Raw genomic sequence first — 22814 nt, 5'->3', positions numbered from 1 at the left:
CCCGCTGCTCCTCAGCGGCGCTCGACGAGGAACACGGGGATCTGCCGGTCGGTCTTCTGCTGGTACTCGGCGTAGGGCGGGTAGGCCGCCACGGCCCGCTCCCACCACTCGTCCCGCTCCGCACCGGAGATCTCCCGGGCGACGCCGTCCCACGGCTCGGGGCCGTCCTGCACGGTGACCTGGTCGGGGTGCGCCCGCAGGTTGGCGACCCACGCGGGATCGGTCGGCGCCCCGCCCTGCGAGCCCACCATCGCGTACACCCCGTCGTGCTCCACGCGCATGAGCGGCTGCTTGCGCACCTTGCCGCTCTTCGCGCCGCGGGTGCTGAAGATGACCACCGGCAGCCCGGTGTCCAGGAGCGTGTTCGCCTCCCGCCCCCCGGTCGCCTCGTAGCGCTCGACCTGCTCGCGCACCCACTGCTGCGGACTTGGTTCGTACTCACCCTCCAGCGGCATGCTCCCGAATCTAGGGGCGCCGCGGCGCGGCTGCCCGCCGACCCGGGTCGCGGGTGCCCGGGCCCCGATGGCACCGTGTCGTCGGCCAGCGGCAGCGCTGGTTCCGCACCGGGTACGAGACCGGTGACCCCAGCCGCTGCGACACCTTCGCCACCGACGACCTGGGCTGAGGAATGACCGACCACCTCCGCGTGACCCGGGACGGCTCCGTCGCCGTCCTCACCATCGACCGGCCGCAGAAGCGCAACGCGATGACCGTGGGGATGTGGGCGGCGCTGCCCGCCGTGCTGGCCCCGCTCGCCGACGACCCCGGGGTCCGGGTGCTGCTGGTCACCGGCGCGGGCCCCAGCTTCTGCGCGGGCGCCGACATCTCCGATCTGCTCGGTGGCGACGACCCCGCGGACCCGATGGCCGACGTCCGGCGGCACAACCTCGCCGCGCAGGCGGCGCTGCGCACCTTCCCCAAACCCACCGTCGCGGTCGTGCGCGGGCACTGCATCGGGGGCGGGGTGGAGCTCGCCACCTGCTGCGATCTCCGCTTCGCCGACCCGACGGCGGTCTTCGGGGTCACCCCCGCCAAGGTCGGCATCGTCTACACGCCCTCCTCCACCAAGGCCCTGGTGGACCTGGTGGGGCCGGCGACGACGAAGTACCTGCTGTACAGCGGCGAGCTGATCGACGCCCCCACCGCCCTGCGCACCGGGCTGGTCGACCGGCTCGTCGACGCCGAGGACCTGGCTGCCGAGGCGCACCGGTTCGCCGGGGTGCTGGCGTCCCGCTCCGCGCTCACCCAGCGCGCCACCAAGGAGACCGTGGCCGCGCTGGCCGAGGGCGGGGACGGCGAGGCGCTCGCCGCGGCGCGGTACCGCGAGACGATCGCCGCCGGGGAGCTGGCCGAGGGCGTACGGGCCTTCGCCGAGCGACGGGCGCCGCAGTTCCCCTGGCGTCGCTGATCGGCGGTTTCGCCCACCCCGCACCAGGGGTACCCCACCCGTTGCGCGGAACGGCGCTCTTCACGAGCGGCAGGCGGATGGCGTAGCGACGACGCTGCCCACCACCTGCCACCCCCGATCCCGCCCCGAGACGCACGGATGCGCCGGGTGGACTTCGGTCAGCTCTTCCCGCCCCACCAGGGCGCCGAGCCGACGTCGTCGCGGCACCCCGGGCCCGTGCAGCGCCCGGATGTGTGCCGCAACGGCGTCGGGGTAGCGCTCCCACCGACCAGCAAGCATGCCGAGGAGGACCGATGACTCACTCCATCGATGCCCCGTTCCCGCCACCGGTTCCGCCGACGAGCGGCGCGACGACGGGCACCACGACGGGCACCACGACCGAGAGCTCGTCGACCAAGGACGCAGCCAAGCACGAGGCGCAGAACACCAAGAACGTCGCCAAGCACGAGGCCCAGCAGACCAAGGACGTCGCCAAGGACGAGGCCCGCAACGTCGGGCAGACCGCGGCCCAGGCCGGCAGCCAGGTCGCCTCGACCGCCGCCGACCAGGCCATGAACGTGGCGAACGAGACCCAGCGCCAGGCCATGGACCTCATCGAGCAGGGGCGCACCCAGCTCAAGGAACAGGCCATCAGCCAGCAGCAGAAGGCCGCGACCGGCCTGTCGTCCCTCGCGCAGGAGCTGCGGGGCCTCGCCGACGGCACGAGCGACGGCGCCCCCGGCCCGGCGCGTGACCTGCTGCACCAGGCCTCCGGCGTCGTCGAGGGCTTCGCCGACAAGCTGCAGAACCGCGAGCCGGCGCAGCTCCTCGACGAGGTGCGCAGCTTCGCCCGCCGCAAGCCGGGCCTGTTCCTGCTCGGCGCCGCGGCCGCCGGGATCGTCGCCGGTCGGGTGACCAGCGGGGCCAAGACCGCGCACAGCGACTCCGGGTCGGGCAACGGTCACCGCAGCACGCCGACGAACTACGTCGACCCTGCGCCGACGTACTCGGACTACTCCAGCGCCACCACCGGCGCGGGGACCGGCACCGGCGCCCCGCTCCCGCCGCCGCCGTACGGCACGGTGCCGCCCGCCGGCAGCATGGTGCCCCCGGCGACGCCCGCTGGCTGGGACGACCCGTCCCGCCGGCCCGGTGAGGTGCGCTGACATGAGCACCCCCTACTCCGGGGCCACCCCGGCCGGGTCGCAGGGCTATGCGGAGCCGACGCCGCAGAACTACGCGGCGGACTACTCCCAGGGCCAGCAGCACAGCGGCGCCATGGGCACCCCCACCACCGACTCCGGTCACCCCGACGTCGAAGGCGTCTCGGTCGGCGCGCTCATCGGGGAGGTCACCAAGGACCTCTCCAGCCTGATGCGCCAGGAGCTCGAGCTGGCCAAGGTCGAGCTGAAGAGCGAGGCCAAGAAGGCCGGGCAGGGTGCCGGCATGTTCGGCGCCGCCGGCTTCGCCGGCTACATGGTGCTGATGTTCCTGTCCTTCGCCCTGTGGTGGGCGTTGGAGAACGTGATGGACGCCGGGCTGGCCGCCCTCATCGTGGCCGTCCTCTGGGGCGCCGTCGGGGCCGTCGCGTACGTGATGGGCCGCAAGAAGTTCGAGCAGGTCCACCCGAAGCCCGAACGGACCGTGGACACCCTGCAGCAGGTGCCCGGTGCCCTCAAGCCCAACTGACCACCAGACCGCTGAGGTCTCTTGAACGGCAGGAGCCGATACCAATGACCAGCAGTGACCCGGACGTCATCCGGCGGCAGATCGAGGACACCCGGCGCGAGCTCAGCTACGACGTCGACGCCCTCAACGAGAAGGTCAACCCGTCCCGCGTCATGGACCGGCGGGTGACCGCGGCCAAGGGCCGCATGACCACCCTCAAGGAGAAGGTCATGGGTTCCGCCCAGGACACCACCTCGGCGGCCCAGCACCGGGCCTCCGACGCGGCGGGCTCCGTGCAGGGCGCGGCGCACAACGCGGCGGGCTCGGTCCAGGGCGCGGCCTCGAACGCGGCCGACAGCGTGCAGAACGCGGCCTCGTCCGCGGTCGGCGCCGTCCAGCAGGCACCGGACACGATTTCGCGCCAGGCACAGGGCAACCCGCTCGCCGCCGGGCTCATCGCCTTCGGTACCGGCTGGCTGATCTCCAGCCTGCTCCCTGCCTCGCAGAAGGAGCAGCAGCTGGCCCAGCAGGCCGAGTCCACGCTGCGCGAGAACAAGGACGCGCTGCTCCAGCCGGCGAAGGATGCCGCGCAGGAGATGGGCGAGCAGCTCAAGCCGGCCGCCCAGCACGCGATGGAGGAGGTCAAGTCGACCGCCCAGGACGCGGCCGGGACCGTCAAGCAGGAGGGCCAGTCGGCAGCCCAGGACGTGCAGGGCCAGGCCCAGCAGTCCAAGCAGTCGGTGCAGGGCCAGGCCGAGCAGTCCAAGCAGTCGGTGCAGGGCCAGGCCCAGCAGTCCAAGCAGTCGGTGCAGAGCCAGTCCGGCTCCTGACACCCCGCGGGCCCACCGGCCCGCTCCGTTCGCCTGCGCCCCGCCGGGTCCTCCCGGCGGGGCGCAGTGCTGTCCGGACCGCCACCCCAAGGGGTGAGCCGCCGGTGCCCGCGCTGCAGGCCTTCCGTCGGGGCGCCGTTCCTCCTCAGGACGACGCCACCGGTCCCACCGCACCCGCGGGGCGGGACCACGACCGACGGGAGCTCCCGTGGACCCGGCCCTGCACTCCCCCGGCGGCGGCCCCGCCGGGCCGGCCCCGGGCGGCACCGTCCGGGTGCTCGTGGCCGACGACGAGGACGACATCCGCGGCCTGGTGTGCCTGGCCGTGCGCAAGGCCGGCTGCCAGGTGGTCGTCTCGGCGCCCGACGGCGCGGTCGCCCTCGCCGCAGCACGGGCCGAGCTGCCCGACCTGGCCGTCCTGGACGTCTCCATGCCGGGCGTGACCGGTCTGGAGATCTGCGCGGCGCTGCGCGCCGACCCCGCCACCGCCGGCACCCGGATCCTGCTGCTGTCCGCCGGCGCCTCCCCGGACGAGGTGGCCCGTGGCCTGGCCGCCGGGGCGGACGCGTACCTGGCGAAGCCGTTCAGCGTGGCCGGTCTCGTGCACCAGGTGCGGGCGCTGACCACGCGGGAGCCGGTGGCATGACCCTCGCCGTCCTCGACCGGCCACGGGACAACCCCCCGCCGTGGACCCGCCGGCTCACCCAGGCGTCCGCCTGGCAGGCCGCCGTCCGCGGGCCGCTGCCGTGCACCGTCCTGCTCGCCGCGGTCGCCCTGCTGCTGCTGACCGGTGACGTCCCGGTCGTCCACCAGGCCCTCGTGCACACCGGCCTCGCCGTCGCCGTCGCAGCCACGGGCGTCGCCTGGTTCTCCCGGTCGCGTTCCCTGCCCGGCTCGTTCGCCGTACCGGTCGCGCAGCTGGCCGCCGCGGGCCTCCTGTACGCCGGCACCGCGTCGGCCACGACCCTCGTCCTCCTGCTCGGCCCGCTCTGGGCGCTCGCCACGCACGCCGACCGCCGGGGAGTGCTGCTCGCGGTGGCCGGGACCACGGCCGTGCTGGCCGGGCCCTCGCTCGTGGGTCCGCTCGGCGGCGCCGACGACCTGCCCGGCGCGCTGTTGGTCGGCCCGCTGGCGGTCGCCGTCGGCAGCCTCGCGGTCAACGAGAGCACCCGCCGCGCGGCCGCCCAGGCGCGGCACATCGCACGGCTGCAGCAGGAGCAGGCGGCGCTGCTGACGCAGGTGCGCAGCCGCGCGGACGAACTCGACACCGCCTCGCGCATCCTCGCCGCCCGTGCCCAGACGATGACCAGCGTGATCGACGCGGTCACCGAGCAGTCGATCATCGGCACGGACCGCGACGGCACCATCCGCGTGTGGAATCCCGGCGCCGAGAAGATGCTCGGCGTGCCGCGCCCCGACGTGGTCCGTACCCGGTCGATCCTCGACTTCCACCTGCCGGAGGAGCTCGACGCCGCAGCGGCGGACGGCGGCTGCGGCACCGGACTCGAGGCCCTGGTGCGCGTCGCCCGGGAGCACGGCAGCGACGTCCGCGACTGGACCTACGTCGCCGCCGACGGCAGCCACCGCACCGTGTCGGTCGCCATCACCCCGCGCTCGGACGACCGCGGGGTGCACGCCGGCTGGAACTTCGTCGGCACCGACATGACCGAGGCGCGCGCCACCGAGCGGATGAAGGACCAGTTCGTCAGCCTGATCAGCCACGAGCTCCGCACGCCGCTGAGCTCGATCCTCGGCTACCTCGAGCTCGTCATGGACGACGAGGACTCACCCCTCACCGACGAGCAGCGGCAGTACCTGTCCACCGTGGAGCGCAACGCCCAGCGGCTGCTGCGACTGGTCGGGGACCTGCTCTTCACCGCGCAGGTGGAGAGCGGCCGGTTCACCCTGCAGCCCGCCGACGTCGACCTGGCCGGCGTTGTCCGGGCCGCCGAGGAGACGGCCCGGGTCGCCGCCGGCAACGCCGGCGTGCGGATCGTCGTCGACGTCCCCGGGGAGGGGATGGTGGTCTCCGGTGACGCCGTCCGGCTCGGGCAGGCGTGCGACAACCTGGTCTCCAACGCCGTGAAGTTCACGCCAGCCGGCGGTGAGGTGCGGCTCGTCCTCCGGTCGATGTGGCGCTCTGCCGACGGCGAGGTCCGTGCACATCCGGCGCCCGGCGCGGAGCCGGTCGCGCAGCTGTCGGTCAGCGACACCGGCATGGGGATCCCCGCCGGTGAGCAGGGCCAGCTGTTCACCCGGTTCTTCCGCTCCTCGACCGCCCAGCGCAACGCCGTTCCCGGGGTGGGGCTGGGGCTCACGATCACCAAGGCCATCACCACCGCGCACGGCGGCACGCTGGACCTGGTGAGCACCGAGGGCGTCGGCACCACCTTCACCATGACCCTGCCGGCGACTCCCGCGGGCTGACGGAGCCTGCCCCACCGCGCCCCCCGTTCCTGCCCGGGACGGGGGGCGCGGTGCGTACGGCCTGCCCCGTCCGCGGCCGCCGAGGGGCAGGCAGGAGTGCCCGTCGCTTCTTGCGGCTTCCTTGCGGATCGCTGGCGGGTGGCCTGCGGTTCGCCGTCCAGAGTCCTGGTTGTCGCCGGAACGCCGGCGGTCACACGGACACAGGAGAAGCAGGGACATGAGCACCAAGACCGCCACCACCGCCACCGGCTCCACCGCCCGCAAGGTCGTCGGCTCGCTCGGCGTGATCGGCGCGGCCGCCGCCGTGGCCGGCCTGGGGACGTTCGGCAGCTTCACCGACTCCACCTCGGTCGACACGACCATCAGCTCGGGCAGCGTCTCCATCGATCTCGCCAAGCCCGTCACCATCCCGGTGACCACCGCCGGCTTCGTCCCCGGCGACACGCTCACCCGCCCGGTGACGCTGGTCAACGACGGGGACACCGGCCTGGCCGCGGTCAACCTGAGCGCCACCGCCGCCGCGTCGAGCGTCCTCACCAGCGACGCCACCCGGGGGCTGCAGCTGTCCCTGCGGTCCTGCGCCGTGGCCTGGACCGAGGGGGGCACCCCCGCGGCGCGGACCTACACCTGCGCCAGCGGCGAGAAGATCCTCGGCTCGGGTGCCGTGCTCGCCCCCATCGACCTCGGCGCGGTGAACTCGCTGAACGTCGGCGGCTCGGACTTCCTCGCCTTCTCCATCGGCCTGCCGACCGCCGCCGACAACACGTTCCAGGGCAAGACCGCCGCCCTGACGCTGACCTTCACCGGCACGCAGCGCACCGGCACCGCCCGCTGAGCCCCGTCCGACGACCTCCCGGAGATCACGCCATGACCACCGTCCTCCCCGTCCGCGCCGCGGGGGCAGCTCCCCAGCTGCCCGCGAGCGAGGACGAGCGCTCCACGGCCGGCCACCCGGCCGCCCGGGCCCGCCGCATCGTGGGCCGCACAGCCCCGTGGCTGGTCCGCGGAGTCATGGGGGTCGCCGTCCTGGCCTTCGCCGTCCTGGCCGTCGGACCGCACGTGCTCGGCTACCGCACGATGACCATGCTGACCGCGAGCATGGCGCCGGAGATCGAGCCGGGCGACATCACCATCGCCACCCCGATCGACGTCACGGACCTCACCGAGGGCATGGTGATCACGTACCACATGCCGGTGGGCGACCACAGCCTCGTCACCCACCGCGTCGTCTCGGTCGACCGGGCCGCCGACGGCGGCGTCATCGTGCAGACCAAGGGCGACGCCAACGAGGCGATCGACCCGTGGACGGCCGGTCTCACCGGCGACACCGTCTACCAGGTGCGCGCCGTGATCCCGGAGTTCGGTCACGTGGTCCAGCTGCTGCGCACCCCGGTGATCAGCCAGGTGCTGCTCTACGGGGCTCCCGCGCTGCTCGCCGGCTGGCTGCTCCTGGCCATCTGGCGCCCCACCCCCGCGATCGAGGAGGACCGGGCATGAACGCCGTCCGCCGCACCCTGGCCGTCACCGGCCTCGCCCTCGCCCTCGCCGTGGGAGCCGCGGTCCCCGCCTCGGCCACCTATGCCGACAGCGCCACCGTCTCGACGACGGTCTCGACCACCACCGTGACCGCGCCGGCCACCGTCACCATCGACGACCGGTGCACCCGCACCGTCAGCGGAGGCTCCTGGACCTGGTACGGGATGTGGGTCCCCACCTACAGCCACTGGTACGAGGCCACGATCAGCTGGCCAGCGAGCACGACGCCCAGCGGGGTCGTCGGCTACCGCGTCATGGCCCACCTGAACAACGGCCAGTCGCTCGTCATGGCCGAGACGAGCGCGACGAACCGGACCGTGAGCGCCCGGGTGGACCGCGCCTACCTGGACTACCAGCCCCGTATCTCGGTCATCACCCTCACCAGCTACGGCTGGACCGCGGAGACGCCCCGCTCGGCGGTGCTGACGTGCTGACCGCCCTCGTCGTCCACGCCGACGCCGCCGTCCGCGACCAGGTCGCGGACCTGCTCTGCCTCGGTGGCTGGCACGTGCAGCACGCCGCCGGCCCCGAGGACGCCGTCCGGCACGCCCTGGTCACCGACGTCGACCTGGTCGTGACCGACCTGGCGATGCCGGGCGGCTCGGGTGCCGCGATGCTCCGCCGGATCCGGCGCAACGGGTCCCGCGCCCGCTTCGTGGTCGTCACCGCGGACCCGACCGCCGAGGACCGCGCGGAGGCGGCCACCGCCGGCGCACTGGTCACCCTCGCCCAGCCGGTGACGGCGCGGTCGCTCCTGGACTTCCTCCGCGGCCGGACCACGGTCGCGGCGCAGGCCGGGGACACGGGCGGTCCCAGCGATGCCGAGCTGGTGGACGCCGAGCTGATGACCCGGCTCCAGGGCATGTACGCCGATGCGCTGCCCACCCGGCTGTCGGCCATCGACCTGCACACCCGCGCCGGTGACGCCACCGCGGTCGCGTTCGCCGCGCACACCCTGGCCGGCACGAGCGGCCAGCTGGGCCACCCGGAGGTCGCCTCCCTCTGCCGGGAGATCGCCGCCGACGCCCGCCGTGGCGTGCTCGCCCACTCCCGGGTCGCCCGGCTCCAGGAGCTCGCCGGCGTCTAGTCCGGCCCGGCCAGGCATAGGAAGCTCTACCGGTGGTTCGCGCCCCCGATACGGGTGGATAGCTTCCTATGCCTCGAGACGACGGCTATGCGGCGACGAGGCGGTAGCCGACGCCGCGGACGGTCTTGATCTCCGGCGAGTTCAGGCCGGCGGCCACGAGCTTTCGGCGCAGGTTCGACATGTGCGCCTCCACCAGGCGCAGGTTGCCCTCCCAGTCGGTGTGCCAGACCTCGCGCAGCAGCGTCTCCCGCTGCAGCACCCGGCCCGGGCGCGACGCCAGCGCGGCGAGCAGGTCGAACTCGGTGCGGGTCAGGTCGACGACGTCGCCGTCGACCCGGACCTCCCGGCTGTCCTCGTCGACCTCCAGCTCGGCGAGCCGGCGCACCGACTCCCCCGCGGGGGCTGGCTCGGCGGCCGGCTGCGGCGCGGTCCGCGGGAAGCGGAGCATCGCCTGCACACGCGCCACGAGCTCACGCGGGGAGAACGGCTTGGCCATGTACCCGTCGGCGCCGACGGCCAGCCCGATGAGCAGGTCGACCTCCTCGGCGCGGGCGGTCAGCATGAGGACGTAGCAGGGCGTCTCGGCACGGATCTGCCGGCACACCTCGGTGCCGTCGGCGTCCGGGAGCCCGAGATCGAGGACGATGAGGTCCGGCGGCTCCCGCCGCACCTCCGCGATGGCCTCGGCACCGGTGCCCACGGCGCGCACGGCGAACCCGGCCCGCTCGAGCACCGTGGTCACCAGCTCGCGGATCTCCTGGGTGTCCTCGACCACGAGCACGGACTGATCCGCCACGACGCCTCCTCCTCACTGCTCGCTGAGGGTGCGGAGGGTGGTCCTCCGGTCACCTGACCGGGTGATCGGCACGGCGGCGGCGCGGCTTGAGCGGTGCACCGGTCGCCCGGTCGGGCGGGCCCACCCGGAGGGGTGAGACACGGGGCGCCCGGCTCATGCGACCAGCGGAAACGGCCGTCAACTCCCGCGGGGACACCCGTCCCCCTCCCGGGCAGCCGGGGGAATCCACCGACGGGAGCCGGAACCGTGGACGGTGCTCTGCACGTCCTGGTCGTCGACGACGACCCCGACACCGCACTCTTCGTGCGCACGGTGCTGCAGCGGGGCGGCATGACCGTGACCACGTGCGCCGACCCGCTCGAGGCCCTGGCGCTGGCGTCGCGCGTCGAGTTCGACGCCGCTATCACCGACATCGAGATGCCGGGCATGACCGGGCTGGAGTTCCTCGACCGCCTGCGTCAGCTGCGCGCCGACCTGCCGGTCACCGTGATGACCGCGCACGCGTCGGTCGACTACGCCGTGGACGCGCTGCGCCGCCAGGCCGACGAGTTCCTCGTCAAGCCGGTGCCCAAGGACACCCTGGCCGCCACGATCCGCCGGCTGGCGGAGGCCGCGCAGGCCAAGCGGGCCGCCGCTCCGCAGCGCCAGACCGTCCTGGCCGTCGGCGCTCACCCCGACGACGTGGAGATCGGGGTCGGCGGCACGCTCGCCGCGCACCGCTCCGCCGGTGACCAGGTGGTGATCCTGACCCTCTCCCGCGGCGCACGCGGCGGCGAGGCGGGCGACCGGCAGGACGAGTCGCTGGCCGCGGCCGAGCTGATCGGCGCCCGGCTGTTCCTCGAGGACCTCGAGGACACCCGGATCAGCCCGATGGACCCGACCATGTCGATCATCGAGCGGGTCGTGCAGGAGGTCCGTCCGACCATCGTCTACACCCACTCGGCCAACGACCGGCACCAGGACCACCGGGCCGTGCACCAGGCCGCGAGCGTCGCGACCCGCACCGTGCCGACCGTCGCCTGCTTCCAGAGCCCCTCGGCCACCATCGACTTCCGGCCGTCCCGCTTCGTCTCCATCGACGGGTTCACCCGCACCAAGCTCGACCTGCTCGCCAGCTTCCGCTCGCAGGCCGGCATCCGCAGCTACCTGCAGGACGACTTCGTCCTGGCGACCGCCCGTTACTGGTCGCGCTACGGCAGCGGCGGCCAGTACTGCGAACCGCTGGAGATCGTCCGGGACGCCGGGGGCGTCGTGGGCGCCACCAGCGACTCGGCCTTCCAGCAGTCCTCCCCCGCCACCTCGACCACCCCGGAGCGCTTCGGTGTCTGACTCTTCCCCCACCCGCGTCCTGGTGACCGGCGCCGGCGGACCGGCCGGCATCGCCGTGCTCCGCTCACTGGCCCGCCGCGACGACGTCGAACTGCTGGCTGCGGACATGGATCGCTACGCCAGCGGCCTGTACCTGGTGGACGCCGGTGCGCGGCACCTGGTCCGCCCCGGCCTCAGCGAGGAGTTCGTCGACTCCCTCGTCGCCCTGTGCGAGCGGGAGCGCGTGGACGTGCTGTTCTCCACCGTCGACGTCGAGCTGCCGCGGCTGGCCGCCGAGCGCAAGCGCCTGGACGCCGTCGGCACCACGCTGGCCGCACCGAGCCTCGAGACCCTCGAGGTCTGCCTGGACAAGTACGCCCTCGCGCAGCGCTGCACCGAGGTCCTGCCGACCCCCCGCACCGCGCTGCTCGGCGAGACCGACCCGGGCAGCTGGAACTACCCAGTGATCGTCAAGCCGCGGCGGGGGGCCGGCTCCCGCGGCGTGCACCTGGTCGAGGACGCCGCCGCGCTGACCGCCCTCGGCAGCGACGAGGACACCCTCGTGCAGGCCCACCTGTCCGGCGACGAGTACTCCGTCGACACGCTCGCCGACGCCGACGGGCACGTGGTCGCCGCCGTGCCGCGGTCCCGGCTGCGGGTCGACTCCGGGGTCTCGGTCGCCGGCGCCACGGTGGCCGACCCGGAGCTGGTGGAGACCGCCCGCCGGGTGGCCCGCGCCATCGGGCTGGTCGGGGTGGCCAACGTGCAGCTGCGCCGCGACGCCGAGGGCCGCCCGGCCCTGCTGGAGGTCAACCCGCGCTTCCCCGGCGCGATGCCGCTGACCGTCGCGGCCGGCGTCGACATGCCCTCCCTCGCCCTGGACCTGGCGCTGGGCCGCCCGCTACCGGACGAGGTGCCCTTCCGGGAGCTCGCGGTGGTGCGCTACCTCGAGGACGTCTTCCTCGCCCCGTCCGACGTCGTCGCCGAGGAGGCCGCCCGATGACCGCCGCCCTGGGTGAGCTCGACCTGCTGCTCACCGACCACCACGTGCACTCCACCTGGTCCGACGACGCCGTGAGCGCGCCGATGGAGAACCTCGTCGCCGCCCGCGACACGGGGCTGGCCAGCATCCGCATGGTCGACCACGTCCGGACGACGACGACCTGGGTACCGGGCTTCCTCGCCGAGGTGGCCGCCCTCCCCCGGATCGAGGGGCTGGAGGTGCTCACCGGCGTCGAGGCGAAGATCCTGGACGCCTCCGGCCGCCTCGACGTGCCCGAGGACCTCGTGGTCGGGCCGGGCGGGGTGGACCGCATCCTCATCGCCGACCACCAGTTCCCCGGGCCGGACGGCCCGTGGAGCCCGCGCCGCACCCTGGAGGAGATCGCGGGCGGGCTGTCCACCCAAGACGCGCTGTCGATCCTCGTCGACGCGACCGTGCGGGCGATGGAGCGCGCCGGGCGGGGCCAGCTGGCCCACCTGTTCTCGCTGCTGCCCAAGGTCGGCATGCACGAGAGCGAGCTGCTCGACGAGCACGTCGCCGCGATCGCCGACGCCGCCCTCCGGACCGGCACGACGGTCGAGGTCAACGAGAAGTGGCGCTGCCCCGGGCCCCGCGTCGTGCTGGCCCTCGCGGCCGCCGGCGTGACCCTCGTCGGCTCCACCGACAGCCACGAGGCCGCCACCGTGGGCCGCTACTCCTGGGTGGCCGACGCGGCGTCGGCGACCCGGCTGGTGGGTGCCCGGTGACCCTCCTCGCCGTCGGCACCGACGTGGCCGGCATCGGCGAGACCGTGCTGACCTGGTTCCTGCTGGCCCTGGTGGCCACCGGCGCGATCCCGGTCGTCGCCGGGCTGGCGCAGTTCCTCGTGATCCCGTTCCACGCGGTCCGCAACCACTACCGCGAGACGGGCCCGTACCTGCCCAACGTCGCGGTCCTCGTCCCGGCGTGGAACGAGGCCGCCGTCCTCACCAGCTCGATCGAGCGGCTGATGGGGCTGGACTACCCGCCGGACCGGCTGCGCGTCTACGTCGTGGACGACGCCAGCACCGACGACACCCCCGCCGTGCTGGCCGCCTGCGCCGAGCGCTTCCCCGGCCGGGTCGTGCACCTGCGCCGCGAGAAGGGCGGCGAGGGCAAGGCGCACACCCTCAACCACGGGCTGCGCGAGGTCCTCGCCGACGACTGGATGGAGGCGCTCCTGATCATGGACGCCGACGTCATCTACGAGCCGGCGTCGCTGCGCAAGATGACCCGCCACCTGGCCGATCCCACGGTCGGCGCGGTGACCGCCTACATCCGCGAGGGCAGCGGCGACCCGGAGGGGATCACCCGGTTCATCGGGTTCGACTACCTGGCCGCGCAGGCCGCCTCCCGCCGGGCGCAGAACGTCGCCGGTGCGATGGCCTGCCTCGCCGGTGGCGCGCAGCTGCACTCGCGGGAGAACCTCGTGGCGATCGGCGGGCAGATCGACACCTCCTCGCTGGCCGAGGACACGGTCACGACCTTCCGCACCCAGCTCGCCGGGCGCCGGGTCGTCTTCGAGCCGCACGCCCGCGTGCTGGCCGAGGAGCCGGCCGGCGTGGACGCGCTGTGGAAGCAGCGGCTGCGCTGGGCCCGCGGCAACGTGCAGATCACCTCGATGTACCGGCACCTGTGGTTCCGCAGGTCGGTGCACCCGGGGCTGGGCGGCTTCTTCTTCGGCGTCTTCTGGTTCGCGATCCTGCTGCTGCCGGTGGCGATGCTGCTGACCTCGATCGGCCTGATCGGGCTCTACCTGCTCGACAGCGAGCTGGCCTCGGAGGTGTTCGGGGCGGCGGTGTTCGTGCCGATCGCGACCTTCGTCTTCATGATCACGCTGACCATGTCGGTCGATCCGCGCACCGGTCTCAAGGTCTGGCGGGAGGCACTGCTGTTCCCGGGCGCCATCTCCTTCGTCGTCCTGCTGTCGGCCGCGTTCCCCGGGGTGATCCCCATGTCCGACGGCGTGGAGACGTTCTGGACGCTGTTCGTCTACAGCTGGCTGGTGCTCTGCATCCCGCTGGCCTACGGGGTCCGGAAGCTCGAGGGCACCCGCTGGGGCCGGCCGCTCGTGCCGCTGGCGCTCTACCTGGTCGGCTTCGGGCCGCTGATGTGCGCGATCACCGTGGACGCCTACGTCAAGGAGTTCCGCGGGGCGGCCATGACCTGGGACAAGACCGAGAAGACCGGGAGGGTCACGGTATGAGCAACCTCCACCAGCTGGTCGGAGCCGGGCAGCCGTTCCGGGTGAGCCCCCCGGTGGTGCTCACCGAGGAGGTGCTCGCCCGCTGCGGCGGCCGCACCCCGGTGTGGGCCGATCCGGTGGCCCTGGCCGACGAGACCGAGGCCGACCGGGTGCGCGAACGCCGGCTGTGGATGGGGCTCGCCGTCGCGGTCTCCGTCGTGGTCCTGCTGTACCTGGTGCGCACCGCCGTCCTCGGCGCCTGAGATCTGCGGCCCGGCCGTCCCCCTGACCCCGGGGCGGCCGGGTCGCAGCGCTCGGCCGGGCTCAGACGAAGGCGCTGATCCCGGTCAGCGCCCGCCCGACGATGAGCTGGTTGATCTCCCGGGTCCCCTCGTAGGAGTAGAGGGCCTCCGCGTCGTTGAAGAACCGGACGACGTCGCGCTCGAGCAGGATGCCGTTGCCCCCGAGCAGCTCCCGGGCCCAGCCGACCGTCTCCCGCGCCCGGCTGGTCACGTAGCTCTTGGCCAGCGCGGCGTGGTCGTCGCGGAACACGCCCTCCTCCTGCAGCTGCGCCACCCGGACCGCCATGCCGAGGCTCGCGGTGACGTTTCCGGCCATGCGGGCCAGCAGGTCCTGGATGAGCTGGAACCCGGCGATCGGGCGGCCGAACTGCTCCCGCTCCTTGGCGTAGGCCAGCGCGGCCTCGAAGGCACCCATCTGGCAGCCGACGGCGCTCCAGGCGACCCCGCCGCGGGTCAGCTTCAGCACCCGGTTGACGTCCTTGAAGGTGTTGCCGCCCTCGAGCTTGTTCTCGGCCGGGATCCGGCACCCCTCGAACGTGATGTCGGCGTTCTGCACCGTGCGCAGCGCGTACTTGCCCTCCATCTTGGTCGCGGTGAACCCGGGGGTGCCCTTCTCCACGACGAACGTCTTCACCGAGTCGTCGGCGACGTCGCGGGCGAACACGACGACGAGGTCGGCGAAGGTGCCGTTGCCGATCCACCGCTTGGCGCCGTCGATCACCCACTCGTCGCCGTCCTGCCGGGCCGTGGTCTCCAGGCCGAGCGCGACGTCGGAGCCACCGTGCGGCTCGGTGAGCGCGAAGCAGCCGATCTTCTCCAGGGCCAGCATGCCCGGCAGCCAGCGGCGCTTCTGCTCCTCGGAGCCGAGGTTGACGATCGACCCCATCGCCAGGCCGTTGTGCACCCCGAGGAAGGTGGCCATCGACGGGTCGACGCGGGCGATCTCCAGGGCGATGAAGCCGGTGAACAGCCGCGAGGCGCGCGGTGACCCCTCGGTGTCGTAGCTGCGGCCGACCAGCCCCGCCTCGGCGAAGCGCGGGATCAGCTCCATCGGGAAGGTGGCCGCCTCCCAGGAGTCGTTCACCAGCGGCCGGACCTCCTCCTGCAGGAAGGTGCGGATGCCGGCGAGCTCTTCCCGCTCCTCCGCCGACAGCAGCGACTCGTAGGCGTACAGGTCACCGGGTACCAGGTCGTCGGTCATGCGGATGTCCTCTCGTCGGTGGCGTCCCGCCTCCTACCCGTCCTGCCCCGACCGCAACTCGACGGCCGCCGACGGGACCGGCGCCGTGGCGGCCCGGTGGACGGCGTGCTCGACCATGCCGCGCTCCCCGGCGGACCGGAGCACCGCCGTCCGGATCCGGTCGTCGGCGCCGGGGGCCATGACCGAGAAGGCGACGACGACCCGCCCGCCGGGTGCCAGCACCCGCCGGACGACGTCCCACTCCGGTGCCGGCGGGGTCCAGAAGGCGCGGACGTCGAACGACACGACGGCGTCGAACCAGCGCTCCGGCAGCTCGGCCCCGACCAGCGGCGCGGTCTGCAGGGTCACCCGCCCGTCCTCGACCGCGACGCGGTTCCGCCGGGTCGCCGCGGCCACCATGGTCGCCGAGCGGTCGACGGCGGTCACGTGGCCGACCCCCGGCCGTCGGGCGAGCAGGTCGGCCAGCACGCCGTGGCCGCACCCCACTTCGAGCACCCGCTCCCCGGGTGCGGGGTCCACCAGCCCGGCCGCCCAGGACAGCCGCTCGGACGCCGCCACGGGAGCTCAGCTCAGCATCCGGGTGCCGGGCGGGAGCACCCCGCCCGCGAGCAGCGCCGCCGTCGCGTCCTGCAGCGCCGTGAGGGCCACCCGCTGCGCGTTCGGGCCGGTGGAGACCCGCGCGACGCCCAGCCGCTCCAGCTCGGCGACCGGCGGCGTGGCACCCGGCACGGCGAGCACGCTGAGCCGGCCGCGCCCCAGCGCCCCGGCCAGCGCGGCGATCTCGTCCGCCGCCACCACGCCCGGCACGAAGACCGCGGCGGCCCCGGCCGCCAGGTAGGCCCGGCCCCGGTCGGCCGCCTCCGCCAGCAGCGCCGCCCGGTCGGCCCCGGCCGGCGCGAGCAGGACGACGTCGGTCCGCGCGTTGAGCACGAAGTCGACGCCCGCGGCGCGGCCGGCGGCGACCACCTCCCCCACCGCGGCCACGGCCTCGTCCAGGGGGCGCTGCCCATCCTCGAGGTTGCCGCCCACCGCGCCGGCCGCGATCGCGCGCCGGGTGGTCTCCCCCGGGTCGCCGTAGCCGGACTCCATGTCCATGGACACCGGGAGATCCACGGCCGCGGTGATCCGCCGCACCACGTCCAAATGCAGGTCCAGCGGGATGCGCTCGCCGTCCTCGAACCCCAGGGACGCGGCGATGGAGTGGCTGGCGGTGGCCAGGGCGCCGGTCCCGGCCGTCGCGGCGACGACCCTGGCCGAGGTCACGTCCCAGACGTTGGCCAGGACGAGGATCCGGGGCCCGGTCTGGAGCCGCAGGAGCGCGCGGGCGCGGGACGCCAGGTCGGGCATGACGGCAACCTAGGGGTCACCCGCTGTTCTTGACCAGCGGCCTGGCGCGCAGCGGTTAGGAGAGGCTAACCTCCACACGACGCCCTGGTGTCCGCACCGGGGCCCGCCCGCCCGCCGTCTCCCGTTAGGCGACCGCTGCATGTACGTGTGCCACTGCAACGTGGTGACCGACCGCGACATCCTCGAGGCGATCGCCAACGGCGCGACCTGCATCGCCGACGTCGCCCGGGCCACCGGTGCGGGACGGACCTGCGGCAACTGCGTCGACTCGCTCCGCGACCTCGTGTGTCAGCATTGCCCGGTGCGAGCCGAGCGCACCACCGAGCGCCCGGCCGAGCGAGAGCTGGGAGTATCCGGTGCAGCCCGTTAGCCCCCGCGTGGTCGAACTGCTGAACGACGCGCTGACCTTCGAACTCACGGTCACCAACACGTACTTCCTCAACGCGCGCATGCTCGACGCCTGGGGTCTGCCCAAGCTGGGCAAGGTCTTCTACGACCTCTCCATCGACGAGATGCGCGACGCCGACGCCCTCATCCAGCGCGTCCTGCTCTTCGACGGCCACCCCAACCTGCAGCGCCTCGGCGCCATCCGGGTCGGCGAGAGCGCCGAGGAGATGCTGGTGCTGGCCCTCGACAGCGAGAAGGCCGCCGTCGCCCAGTTCAACGCCTCCGCGAAGGAGTGCCACGACCTCGGTGACCACGGCACCGCGTCGGTGTTCGAGGAGATGGTCCTGGACGAGGAGAAGCACGCCGACTGGTTCGAGGCGCAGATCGCGGCCATCGAGCGGGTGGGTGCGCCGCAGTACCTGGCCGCGCAGCTCGTCACCGAGACCCCCTGACGAAGGACCCCTCTGCCCCCCACGCCTCGCAGGCTCGGCGCGGGACCCTGCAGAGGGGCCGAACACCGAGGGCCGCCTCCCGATCACCGGGGAGCGGCCCTCGGTGCGTCAGCCGGCGAGCAGCTCGCGCAGCTCCTCCAGCTGGAGGGTCGCCGCGCGCAGCCCGATGCCGGTGTAGAAGACGTCGTCCTCGACCTGGTGGGCCTGCCCGTTCTGCACCGCGCTGAGCCGGGGCCACAGCGGACCGCCGACGACCGCCGCCTCGCCGGACTCGTCGGCGCCGCCGTAGGACGAGTACAGGACGACGTCGGCGTCGGCCTGCGTGATCTGCTCGGCGCTCAGCTCGGCGAACGTGGGGTTGTCGCCCTCCGGCAGGTCGACGTGGTCGAGGCCGATGTCGGCCAGCACCGTGCCGATGAACGAGTCCGGCCGGTAGGCGCGGATCGTGCCACCGACGAACCGGATCGGGCTGACCGTCGTCCCGGCCGCGTCACCGATGTCCTCGCCGAGCTGCGCGGCCTGCTCCTCGTAGTCCGCCAGCAGCTGCTCGGCCTCCTCCTCCTTGCCCAGCGCCTCCGCGTCCAGGAGGAGGTTCTCCTTCCACGTGTCGCCGAGGTCCGCGGCGAAGACCGTGGGTGCGATCTGCCTCAGCTGGTCGTAGATGTCCTCGTGGCGCACCTGGTTGGAGAGGATGAGGTCGGGCTCCAGGGCGGCGATCGCCTCCAGGTCGGGCTCGGCGATCGTGCCGACGACCTCCACCCCCTCGGCGTCCTCGGCCAGGTAGCTGAGGAAGTCGGTGTCCACGGCCGTGGTGACCGCGCCGACCGGTGTCACGCCGAGCGACAGCACCGAGTCGAGCTCGCCGGTGTCGAGGACGACGACCCGCTCGGGCTCCTCGGGGATCTCGGTGCTGCCCATGGCGTGCTCGACGGTGCGCGGGAACGCGGCGTCGCCGGCCGCGGCCTGCCCGGTCGAGCCGGCCTCGGGCTCGGAGTCGTTCCCGCAGGCGGCGAGGGTCAGGGCCGCCGCCACGGTGAGGGCGGTGGCCCGCAGGACTCGAGTCGTCATCGTTCTCCTTCGAACTGCCGCGCACGCCCGGGTGGACGCGCGTCTGGATCGACCGGCGCTCGTGTGCAAGACTGCCGGAAGCCAGGTGAGGCTAGCCTAAGTCGAAAGACGCCCCTACCTGCCCAGCCCGGGAGACGCCGTGACCGTCGAGACCGCGCAGATCCCCGCCTACCGCACCTTCCCGGTGCGCGTGGCGCGGGTGCAGCGGCTGAGCCCGAGCTTCCTCCGGGTCACCTTCACCGGGCCGGAGATGGCCGCGCTCGCGTCCAACGGCTTCGACCAGCGGATCAAGGTCATGCTGCCGCTGCCCGGCCGGGGCATCCTCGACTGCCCGGCCGGTGACGACTGGTACGGCGCCTGGCGGGCGTTGCCGCCGGAGCGGCAGATGCCGATCCGCACGTACACGATCCGGGCGCTGCGCAGCGAGAGCGGCGAGGTCGACGTCGACTTCGTGCTGCACGGTGCCACCGGCCCGGCGTCGGCCTGGGCCGAGCAGGCCACCGCCGGCGACGAGGTCGTCCTGGTCGCGCCGAACGCCCGGTTCCCCGGCGAGACCGGCGGCTTCGAGTGGCACCCGCCGGCCGACGCCTCCTGCCTGCTGATCGCCGGCGACGAGACCGCGGTGCCGGCCATCTGCGCGATCGTGGAGAGCCTGCCCGCGGGCCGGCGCGCCAAGGTCCTGCTGGAGGTGCCGACGGCCGGTGACGCCCTGAACGTCGTCGCGCCGGCCGGCGTGGAGATCACCTGGCTCCCCCGCTGGCCCGCCGACGGCGCCCCCGCCGCGCCGCGGGGGCAGCTGCTCACCGGAGCCGTCCTGGACGCGGTGCGCGAGCTGGGCGACCTGCTCTCCCCCGCCCCGGCTCCCGAGCTGGCCGACGTCGACGTCGACGCCGGGATCCTGTGGGAGGTCCCGGCCGAGGACACCGCGGCGCCGGGCTCCTCCGGCGTCTACGCCTGGCTCGCCGGAGAGGCCGGGGTGGTGAAGGGGCTGCGGCGGCACCTCGTCCAGGAGGTCGGTGTCGACCGCCGGTCGGTGGCCTTCATGGGGTACTGGCGCGAGGGCCGCGGCTCCGACTGAGCTCTCCGGTCCGACACCGTGTCACCGGCCGGTGTCCAGCTCTGCCTCGTGTTCGTCATGGTGCTGTTCACCCTCGGCGGGCTCGGTCTGCTCTTCGGCTTCTGACCGGTTGCGGCATCACCCGTTGGGACGTACCACGCGGCCCGCGCTCCAGGAGCGCCCCCGGTGTGCCGATGGTCTCGGTGCCGGACCGACTTCCGGGCCGGCCCACCGGTCCCCGGGCCGACGGGTGCGAAAGGACCACCTCGTGATCGCTGTGACCTGCCACAACGGTGAGCACTTCGCCGTCGACCCCGACCACATCGAGCGGATCGAGCACCACGCCGACACTGTGGTGCACCTGGTCGACGGCACCCACTACGTGGTGACGACGGAGTTCGACGAGGTGCTGCGCAGCATCGCCGAGCACCGGGCCGGCACGCTGGTCGCCCGGGCGCGGCTGACCAACGGCTACGCCGCCATGCCGACGGCCGCGCGGCTCGCCCGCCGGCACGGCACCGGCCGGGCGCCCGAGCCGGAGCTGGGCGCCCTCCCGAGCTGACGCCGGCGGCCCGGCCGGGACCGCTCCCGCCCGGGCCGCCGGACGCCGGGCTCAGCGGCGGTCGAGCCGCAGTACCTCCATGGTGCGCGCGGCCATCGCCGCCTCGCCCCGCGCGTTCGGGTGCACGATGACCGCGTTGGTCCCCTGCAGCACCGGCTCGACCCAGCGGACGCCGATCGGCTGGCAGGCGTCGTGCCCGTCGGAGACCCGGCTCAGGTCGACGTAGGTGACGCCGGACATCGATGCCGCACGCTTCACCGCGTCGTTGAGGGTGGCCTGGAGCTCGCGCAGGTAGGGGATGTCACCCTCGGCGAGGGCCATCCGGTCGAAGCAGCTGCCGCTGGCCGGCACGATCCAGGGGTAGCCGAGGATGGCGACCCGGGCGCCCGGCGCCGCCTGCCGGACGGCACGCAGCGTCTCCACGAGCGCCGGGAACGTCGTGGTGCGCACGGTGTCGGCGAACGAGCTGCCGTACCGGTCCTTGCACGGGCTGCCCTTGCCGAGCGTGGACAAGCCAGCCGTGCTGCAGGCGATGATCGAGTTGATGAAGACCCCGCTGTCGTTGCCGCCGATGGTCATGGTGACCAGCTCGGTGTCCCGGCTCAGCGCCTCGAGCTGCGGGGCGACCCCCGGGTACTGCCCCGCGAAGAAGTCGCCGGTGTCCGCGCCGCCGCAGGTGACGTCGGTGAGCCGGGCACCGATCGCGCCGGCGATGACGTGCGGGTAGTTGCGAGTCGAGCGCAGGCACAGCGGTGGCGCGGTGAGGTCCGGCGGCAGCACGCCGGAGGCCGCGCTGTAGGAGTCGCCGAGGGCGACGTACCTCAGCGGGGCCGGCGCGGCCTGCGCCGTGGGCGCGACGAGGACGCCGGCGAGAACCGCGACGGCGGCGAGGATGCAGGTAGCGAGACGGCGCACGTCTCCTCCAGATCGGGTGGGAGGGGTGTGTGCGCGGAACAACGCGCGACCTCACCAGGGGTTACGCGCGTCACACATCTCCGCGCGCCCGCCGCCCCACACGCAGCAGGCCGCCCCTCCCGGTGGGAGGAGCGGCCTGCTCGATCGGGTGGAGCTGAGGGGACTCGAACCCCTGACCCCCACACTGCCAGGCCGACGTGACGGCGTTCGCTGAAGTTCGCGGATGTCCGGAAAGGCCCGCTGACCAGCGGCTTCGTCACTCTGCCGGACGACGGCGAACGACCGCGAACCAAGATCGATCTGGGCCAACTGCAACCAGAACTGCAACCACGCGTCCCACGCTGGTAGCAGAACTAGTTAGCTTTGGCTGCAGTCCGTAGATGCTCGGAACGTCCGCTCATGCAGGTCCTCCGGGATGGCGCCGCCGTACTGGGTGACCGTCGGGATCAGGGGCCACACCGGCGAAGAAGACGACCTTGCCGGCCATCCGTCCTGCCATCACGTGGGCTCCGTTCTCGGGTCGTGCGGGGGTCAGGGGTAGACCAGCCGGTTGACGCGGAGGAGGAAGTCGTTCCCCCGGCCGGTCGGGTCGTCGGCCATGAGCTCAGAGATCACGGCCATGGCCAGGTCGCGCCGCTTCGGCGCGCGGCCGGGAACGGCTGCCGCCAGGGCGGCGGCCAGCTCGTCGCGCGTGAGGTCGGTGCAGTAGGCCGGCGTGCCGGGCTGCTGGCGCCAGGAGTCGGCCAGGCTGCCGGCGTCGGAGCCCTCGAAGCCGGTGTCCTCGACCAGCGCCATGCCCACGACCCGGTCCGCCTCCGCGTCCGCGGCCACGGGGATCGCGATCCGACCGGGGGTGCCGGCAGCCGCGTGCTTGGTGGCGAACGAGCCGGAGAGGATCGCGTTCCACGCCTTGACGACGGGGCGGCCGAGCTGTTCGGCGACCCACAGGCTCTCGACCTGTCCCTCGTCGAGGGCGGTGATGTGGCCGTCGCGGAAGGGGTAGTAGTTCGAGGTGTCCAGCAGGACGGCGCCGGCCGGCAGTTGGTCCACCAGCGGCCGGATGTCCGGGATCCGGATGAGCGGGATGGACACGATCAGTGCCTCGACGTCGGAGACGACGTCGTGGGCGTGGACGGTCCGCCCGCCCGAGGCGGTCACCTCGGCCGGGATGGTCTCCGGGCCACGCGAGTTGGCCACTTTCACGTTGTGCCCGGCCGCGCTGAGTCGCTGGGTCAGGGTGGCGCCGATGTTGCCGACGCCGAGGATGCCGATACGCAT

28 protein-coding genes are annotated in these 22814 nt (G+C 73.6%); 20 read left to right on the top strand and 8 right to left on the bottom strand.

Features of this window, described 5'->3' with window-relative positions; all coding sequences use genetic code 11:
- Positions 1 to 11: 11 nt before the first annotated feature.
- Positions 12 to 455, bottom strand: a complete 444-nt coding sequence (locus ACI79K_RS03090; protein WP_456587451.1) for a nitroreductase family deazaflavin-dependent oxidoreductase — start codon at positions 453 to 455, stop codon at positions 12 to 14.
- 53 nt (positions 456 to 508) lie between these two features.
- Between ACI79K_RS03090 and ACI79K_RS03085 the strand changes: the two genes are divergently transcribed.
- From ACI79K_RS03085 to ACI79K_RS03035, 11 genes are all read left to right on the top strand, one after another.
- A complete protein-coding gene (locus tag ACI79K_RS03085; RefSeq protein WP_456587450.1) occupies positions 509 to 625 on the top strand; it encodes a neutral zinc metallopeptidase in 117 nt (38 codons plus the stop codon).
- A 3-nt stretch (positions 626 to 628) separates the two neighbouring features.
- A complete protein-coding gene (locus ACI79K_RS03080; RefSeq protein ID WP_456598943.1) occupies positions 629 to 1408 on the top strand; it encodes an enoyl-CoA hydratase/isomerase family protein in 780 nt (259 codons plus the stop codon).
- A gap of 293 nt (positions 1409 to 1701) precedes the next feature.
- Positions 1702 to 2553, top strand: coding sequence for a hypothetical protein (locus tag ACI79K_RS03075; RefSeq protein WP_456598942.1), 852 nt, complete (start codon positions 1702 to 1704; stop codon positions 2551 to 2553).
- A gap of 1 nt (position 2554) precedes the next feature.
- The gene (locus ACI79K_RS03070; protein ID WP_456598941.1) at positions 2555 to 3076 is read left to right on the top strand and encodes a phage holin family protein; all 522 of its coding nucleotides are present in this window, start codon (positions 2555 to 2557) and stop codon (positions 3074 to 3076) included.
- A 44-nt stretch (positions 3077 to 3120) separates the two neighbouring features.
- The gene (locus tag ACI79K_RS03065; protein WP_456587446.1) at positions 3121 to 3885 is read left to right on the top strand and encodes a DUF3618 domain-containing protein; all 765 of its coding nucleotides are present in this window, start codon (positions 3121 to 3123) and stop codon (positions 3883 to 3885) included.
- A 208-nt stretch (positions 3886 to 4093) separates the two neighbouring features.
- Positions 4094 to 4531 carry a response regulator transcription factor gene (locus ACI79K_RS03060; protein WP_456587445.1) on the top strand — a complete coding sequence of 146 codons (438 nt, stop codon included), beginning with the start codon at positions 4094 to 4096 and terminating at the stop codon, positions 4529 to 4531.
- Positions 4528 to 6312 (top strand): sensor histidine kinase, encoded by a 1785-nt coding sequence (locus tag ACI79K_RS03055; RefSeq protein WP_456598940.1) that lies wholly within the window; start codon positions 4528 to 4530, stop codon positions 6310 to 6312. Before ACI79K_RS03060 ends, ACI79K_RS03055 begins: the two co-directional genes overlap by 4 nt.
- Positions 6313 to 6529: 217 nt before the next feature.
- Entirely contained in the window at positions 6530 to 7147 is a 618-nt protein-coding gene (locus ACI79K_RS03050; protein ID WP_456596769.1) for a TasA family protein, read from the top strand.
- 32 nt (positions 7148 to 7179) lie between these two features.
- On the top strand, positions 7180 to 7809 hold the full coding sequence (locus ACI79K_RS03045) for a signal peptidase I (RefSeq protein ID WP_456598939.1): 630 nt from the start codon (positions 7180 to 7182) through the stop codon (positions 7807 to 7809).
- A complete protein-coding gene (locus ACI79K_RS03040; protein ID WP_456598938.1) occupies positions 7806 to 8282 on the top strand; it encodes a hypothetical protein in 477 nt (158 codons plus the stop codon). Before ACI79K_RS03045 ends, ACI79K_RS03040 begins: the two co-directional genes overlap by 4 nt.
- Positions 8276 to 8935 (top strand): response regulator, encoded by a 660-nt coding sequence (locus ACI79K_RS03035; RefSeq protein ID WP_456598937.1) that lies wholly within the window; start codon positions 8276 to 8278, stop codon positions 8933 to 8935. The genes ACI79K_RS03040 and ACI79K_RS03035 overlap by 7 nt, the downstream gene beginning before the upstream one ends.
- A gap of 85 nt (positions 8936 to 9020) precedes the next feature.
- Here the strand turns inward: ACI79K_RS03035 and ACI79K_RS03030 are convergent, their stop codons facing one another.
- Positions 9021 to 9731, bottom strand: coding sequence for a response regulator (locus ACI79K_RS03030; protein WP_456598936.1), 711 nt, complete (start codon positions 9729 to 9731; stop codon positions 9021 to 9023).
- 246 nt (positions 9732 to 9977) lie between these two features.
- Here ACI79K_RS03030 and ACI79K_RS03025 point away from each other — a divergent pair, with 246 nt between their 5' ends.
- Genes ACI79K_RS03025 through ACI79K_RS03005 form a run of 5 tightly spaced genes read left to right on the top strand, consistent with a single transcriptional unit; the run spans position 9978 to position 14508 of the window.
- Positions 9978 to 11060, top strand: coding sequence for a response regulator (locus ACI79K_RS03025; protein ID WP_456587438.1), 1083 nt, complete (start codon positions 9978 to 9980; stop codon positions 11058 to 11060).
- Positions 11053 to 12042 carry an ATP-grasp domain-containing protein gene (locus tag ACI79K_RS03020; RefSeq protein WP_456598935.1) on the top strand — a complete coding sequence of 330 codons (990 nt, stop codon included), beginning with the start codon at positions 11053 to 11055 and terminating at the stop codon, positions 12040 to 12042. Before ACI79K_RS03025 ends, ACI79K_RS03020 begins: the two co-directional genes overlap by 8 nt.
- On the top strand, positions 12039 to 12788 hold the full coding sequence (locus ACI79K_RS03015) for a histidinol-phosphatase (protein WP_456587436.1): 750 nt from the start codon (positions 12039 to 12041) through the stop codon (positions 12786 to 12788). The genes ACI79K_RS03020 and ACI79K_RS03015 overlap by 4 nt, the downstream gene beginning before the upstream one ends.
- On the top strand, positions 12785 to 14266 hold the full coding sequence (locus ACI79K_RS03010) for a glycosyltransferase (protein WP_456587435.1): 1482 nt from the start codon (positions 12785 to 12787) through the stop codon (positions 14264 to 14266). Before ACI79K_RS03015 ends, ACI79K_RS03010 begins: the two co-directional genes overlap by 4 nt.
- Positions 14263 to 14508, top strand: coding sequence for a hypothetical protein (locus tag ACI79K_RS03005; RefSeq protein WP_456587434.1), 246 nt, complete (start codon positions 14263 to 14265; stop codon positions 14506 to 14508). Before ACI79K_RS03010 ends, ACI79K_RS03005 begins: the two co-directional genes overlap by 4 nt.
- 61 nt (positions 14509 to 14569) lie before the next feature.
- On the opposite strand, the gene ACI79K_RS03000 is transcribed toward ACI79K_RS03005, so the two are convergent.
- The 3 genes from ACI79K_RS03000 to ACI79K_RS02990 are packed head-to-tail and all read right to left on the bottom strand — an operon-like array spanning position 14570 to position 17095.
- Positions 14570 to 15748 carry an acyl-CoA dehydrogenase family protein gene (locus ACI79K_RS03000; protein WP_456587433.1) on the bottom strand — a complete coding sequence of 393 codons (1179 nt, stop codon included), beginning with the start codon at positions 15746 to 15748 and terminating at the stop codon, positions 14570 to 14572.
- 33 nt (positions 15749 to 15781) lie between these two features.
- The gene (locus ACI79K_RS02995; RefSeq protein WP_456598934.1) at positions 15782 to 16306 is read right to left on the bottom strand and encodes an SAM-dependent methyltransferase; all 525 of its coding nucleotides are present in this window, start codon (positions 16304 to 16306) and stop codon (positions 15782 to 15784) included.
- A gap of 6 nt (positions 16307 to 16312) precedes the next feature.
- The gene (locus ACI79K_RS02990) at positions 16313 to 17095 is read right to left on the bottom strand and encodes an isocitrate lyase/PEP mutase family protein (protein WP_456598933.1); all 783 of its coding nucleotides are present in this window, start codon (positions 17093 to 17095) and stop codon (positions 16313 to 16315) included.
- Between the two features lie 139 nt (positions 17096 to 17234).
- Between ACI79K_RS02990 and ACI79K_RS02985 the strand changes: the two genes are divergently transcribed.
- Together ACI79K_RS02985 and bfr are read left to right on the top strand one after the other, a co-directional pair.
- Entirely contained in the window at positions 17235 to 17465 is a 231-nt protein-coding gene (locus ACI79K_RS02985) for a (2Fe-2S)-binding protein (protein WP_442864507.1), read from the top strand.
- Positions 17466 to 17472: 7 nt separating this feature from the next.
- Positions 17473 to 17934, top strand: a complete 462-nt coding sequence (bfr, locus tag ACI79K_RS02980; RefSeq protein ID WP_456587430.1) for a bacterioferritin — start codon at positions 17473 to 17475, stop codon at positions 17932 to 17934.
- 108 nt (positions 17935 to 18042) lie between these two features.
- Here the strand turns inward: bfr and ACI79K_RS02975 are convergent, their stop codons facing one another.
- Entirely contained in the window at positions 18043 to 19002 is a 960-nt protein-coding gene (locus tag ACI79K_RS02975) for an ABC transporter substrate-binding protein (protein ID WP_456598932.1), read from the bottom strand.
- A 139-nt stretch (positions 19003 to 19141) separates the two neighbouring features.
- On the opposite strand from ACI79K_RS02975, the gene ACI79K_RS02970 reads away from it, so the two are divergent.
- On the top strand, positions 19142 to 20080 hold the full coding sequence (locus tag ACI79K_RS02970) for a siderophore-interacting protein (protein WP_456598931.1): 939 nt from the start codon (positions 19142 to 19144) through the stop codon (positions 20078 to 20080).
- A 247-nt stretch (positions 20081 to 20327) separates the two neighbouring features.
- Positions 20328 to 20621, top strand: coding sequence for a flagellar FlbD family protein (locus tag ACI79K_RS02965; RefSeq protein WP_456598930.1), 294 nt, complete (start codon positions 20328 to 20330; stop codon positions 20619 to 20621).
- Between the two features lie 51 nt (positions 20622 to 20672).
- Here ACI79K_RS02965 and ACI79K_RS02960 read toward each other — a convergent pair whose 3' ends face one another.
- Positions 20673 to 21536, bottom strand: coding sequence for an SGNH/GDSL hydrolase family protein (locus tag ACI79K_RS02960; protein ID WP_456598929.1), 864 nt, complete (start codon positions 21534 to 21536; stop codon positions 20673 to 20675).
- Positions 21537 to 22067: 531 nt separating this feature from the next.
- Positions 22068 to 22814 (bottom strand): NADPH-dependent F420 reductase, encoded by a 747-nt coding sequence (locus ACI79K_RS02955; RefSeq protein WP_456598928.1) that lies wholly within the window; start codon positions 22812 to 22814, stop codon positions 22068 to 22070.

It is taken from the genome of Blastococcus sp. SYSU DS0616, assembly GCF_054051015.1.
The sequence above is the reverse complement of the archived record's forward strand: the minus strand, read 5'-3'. Positions and strand labels throughout refer to the sequence as shown.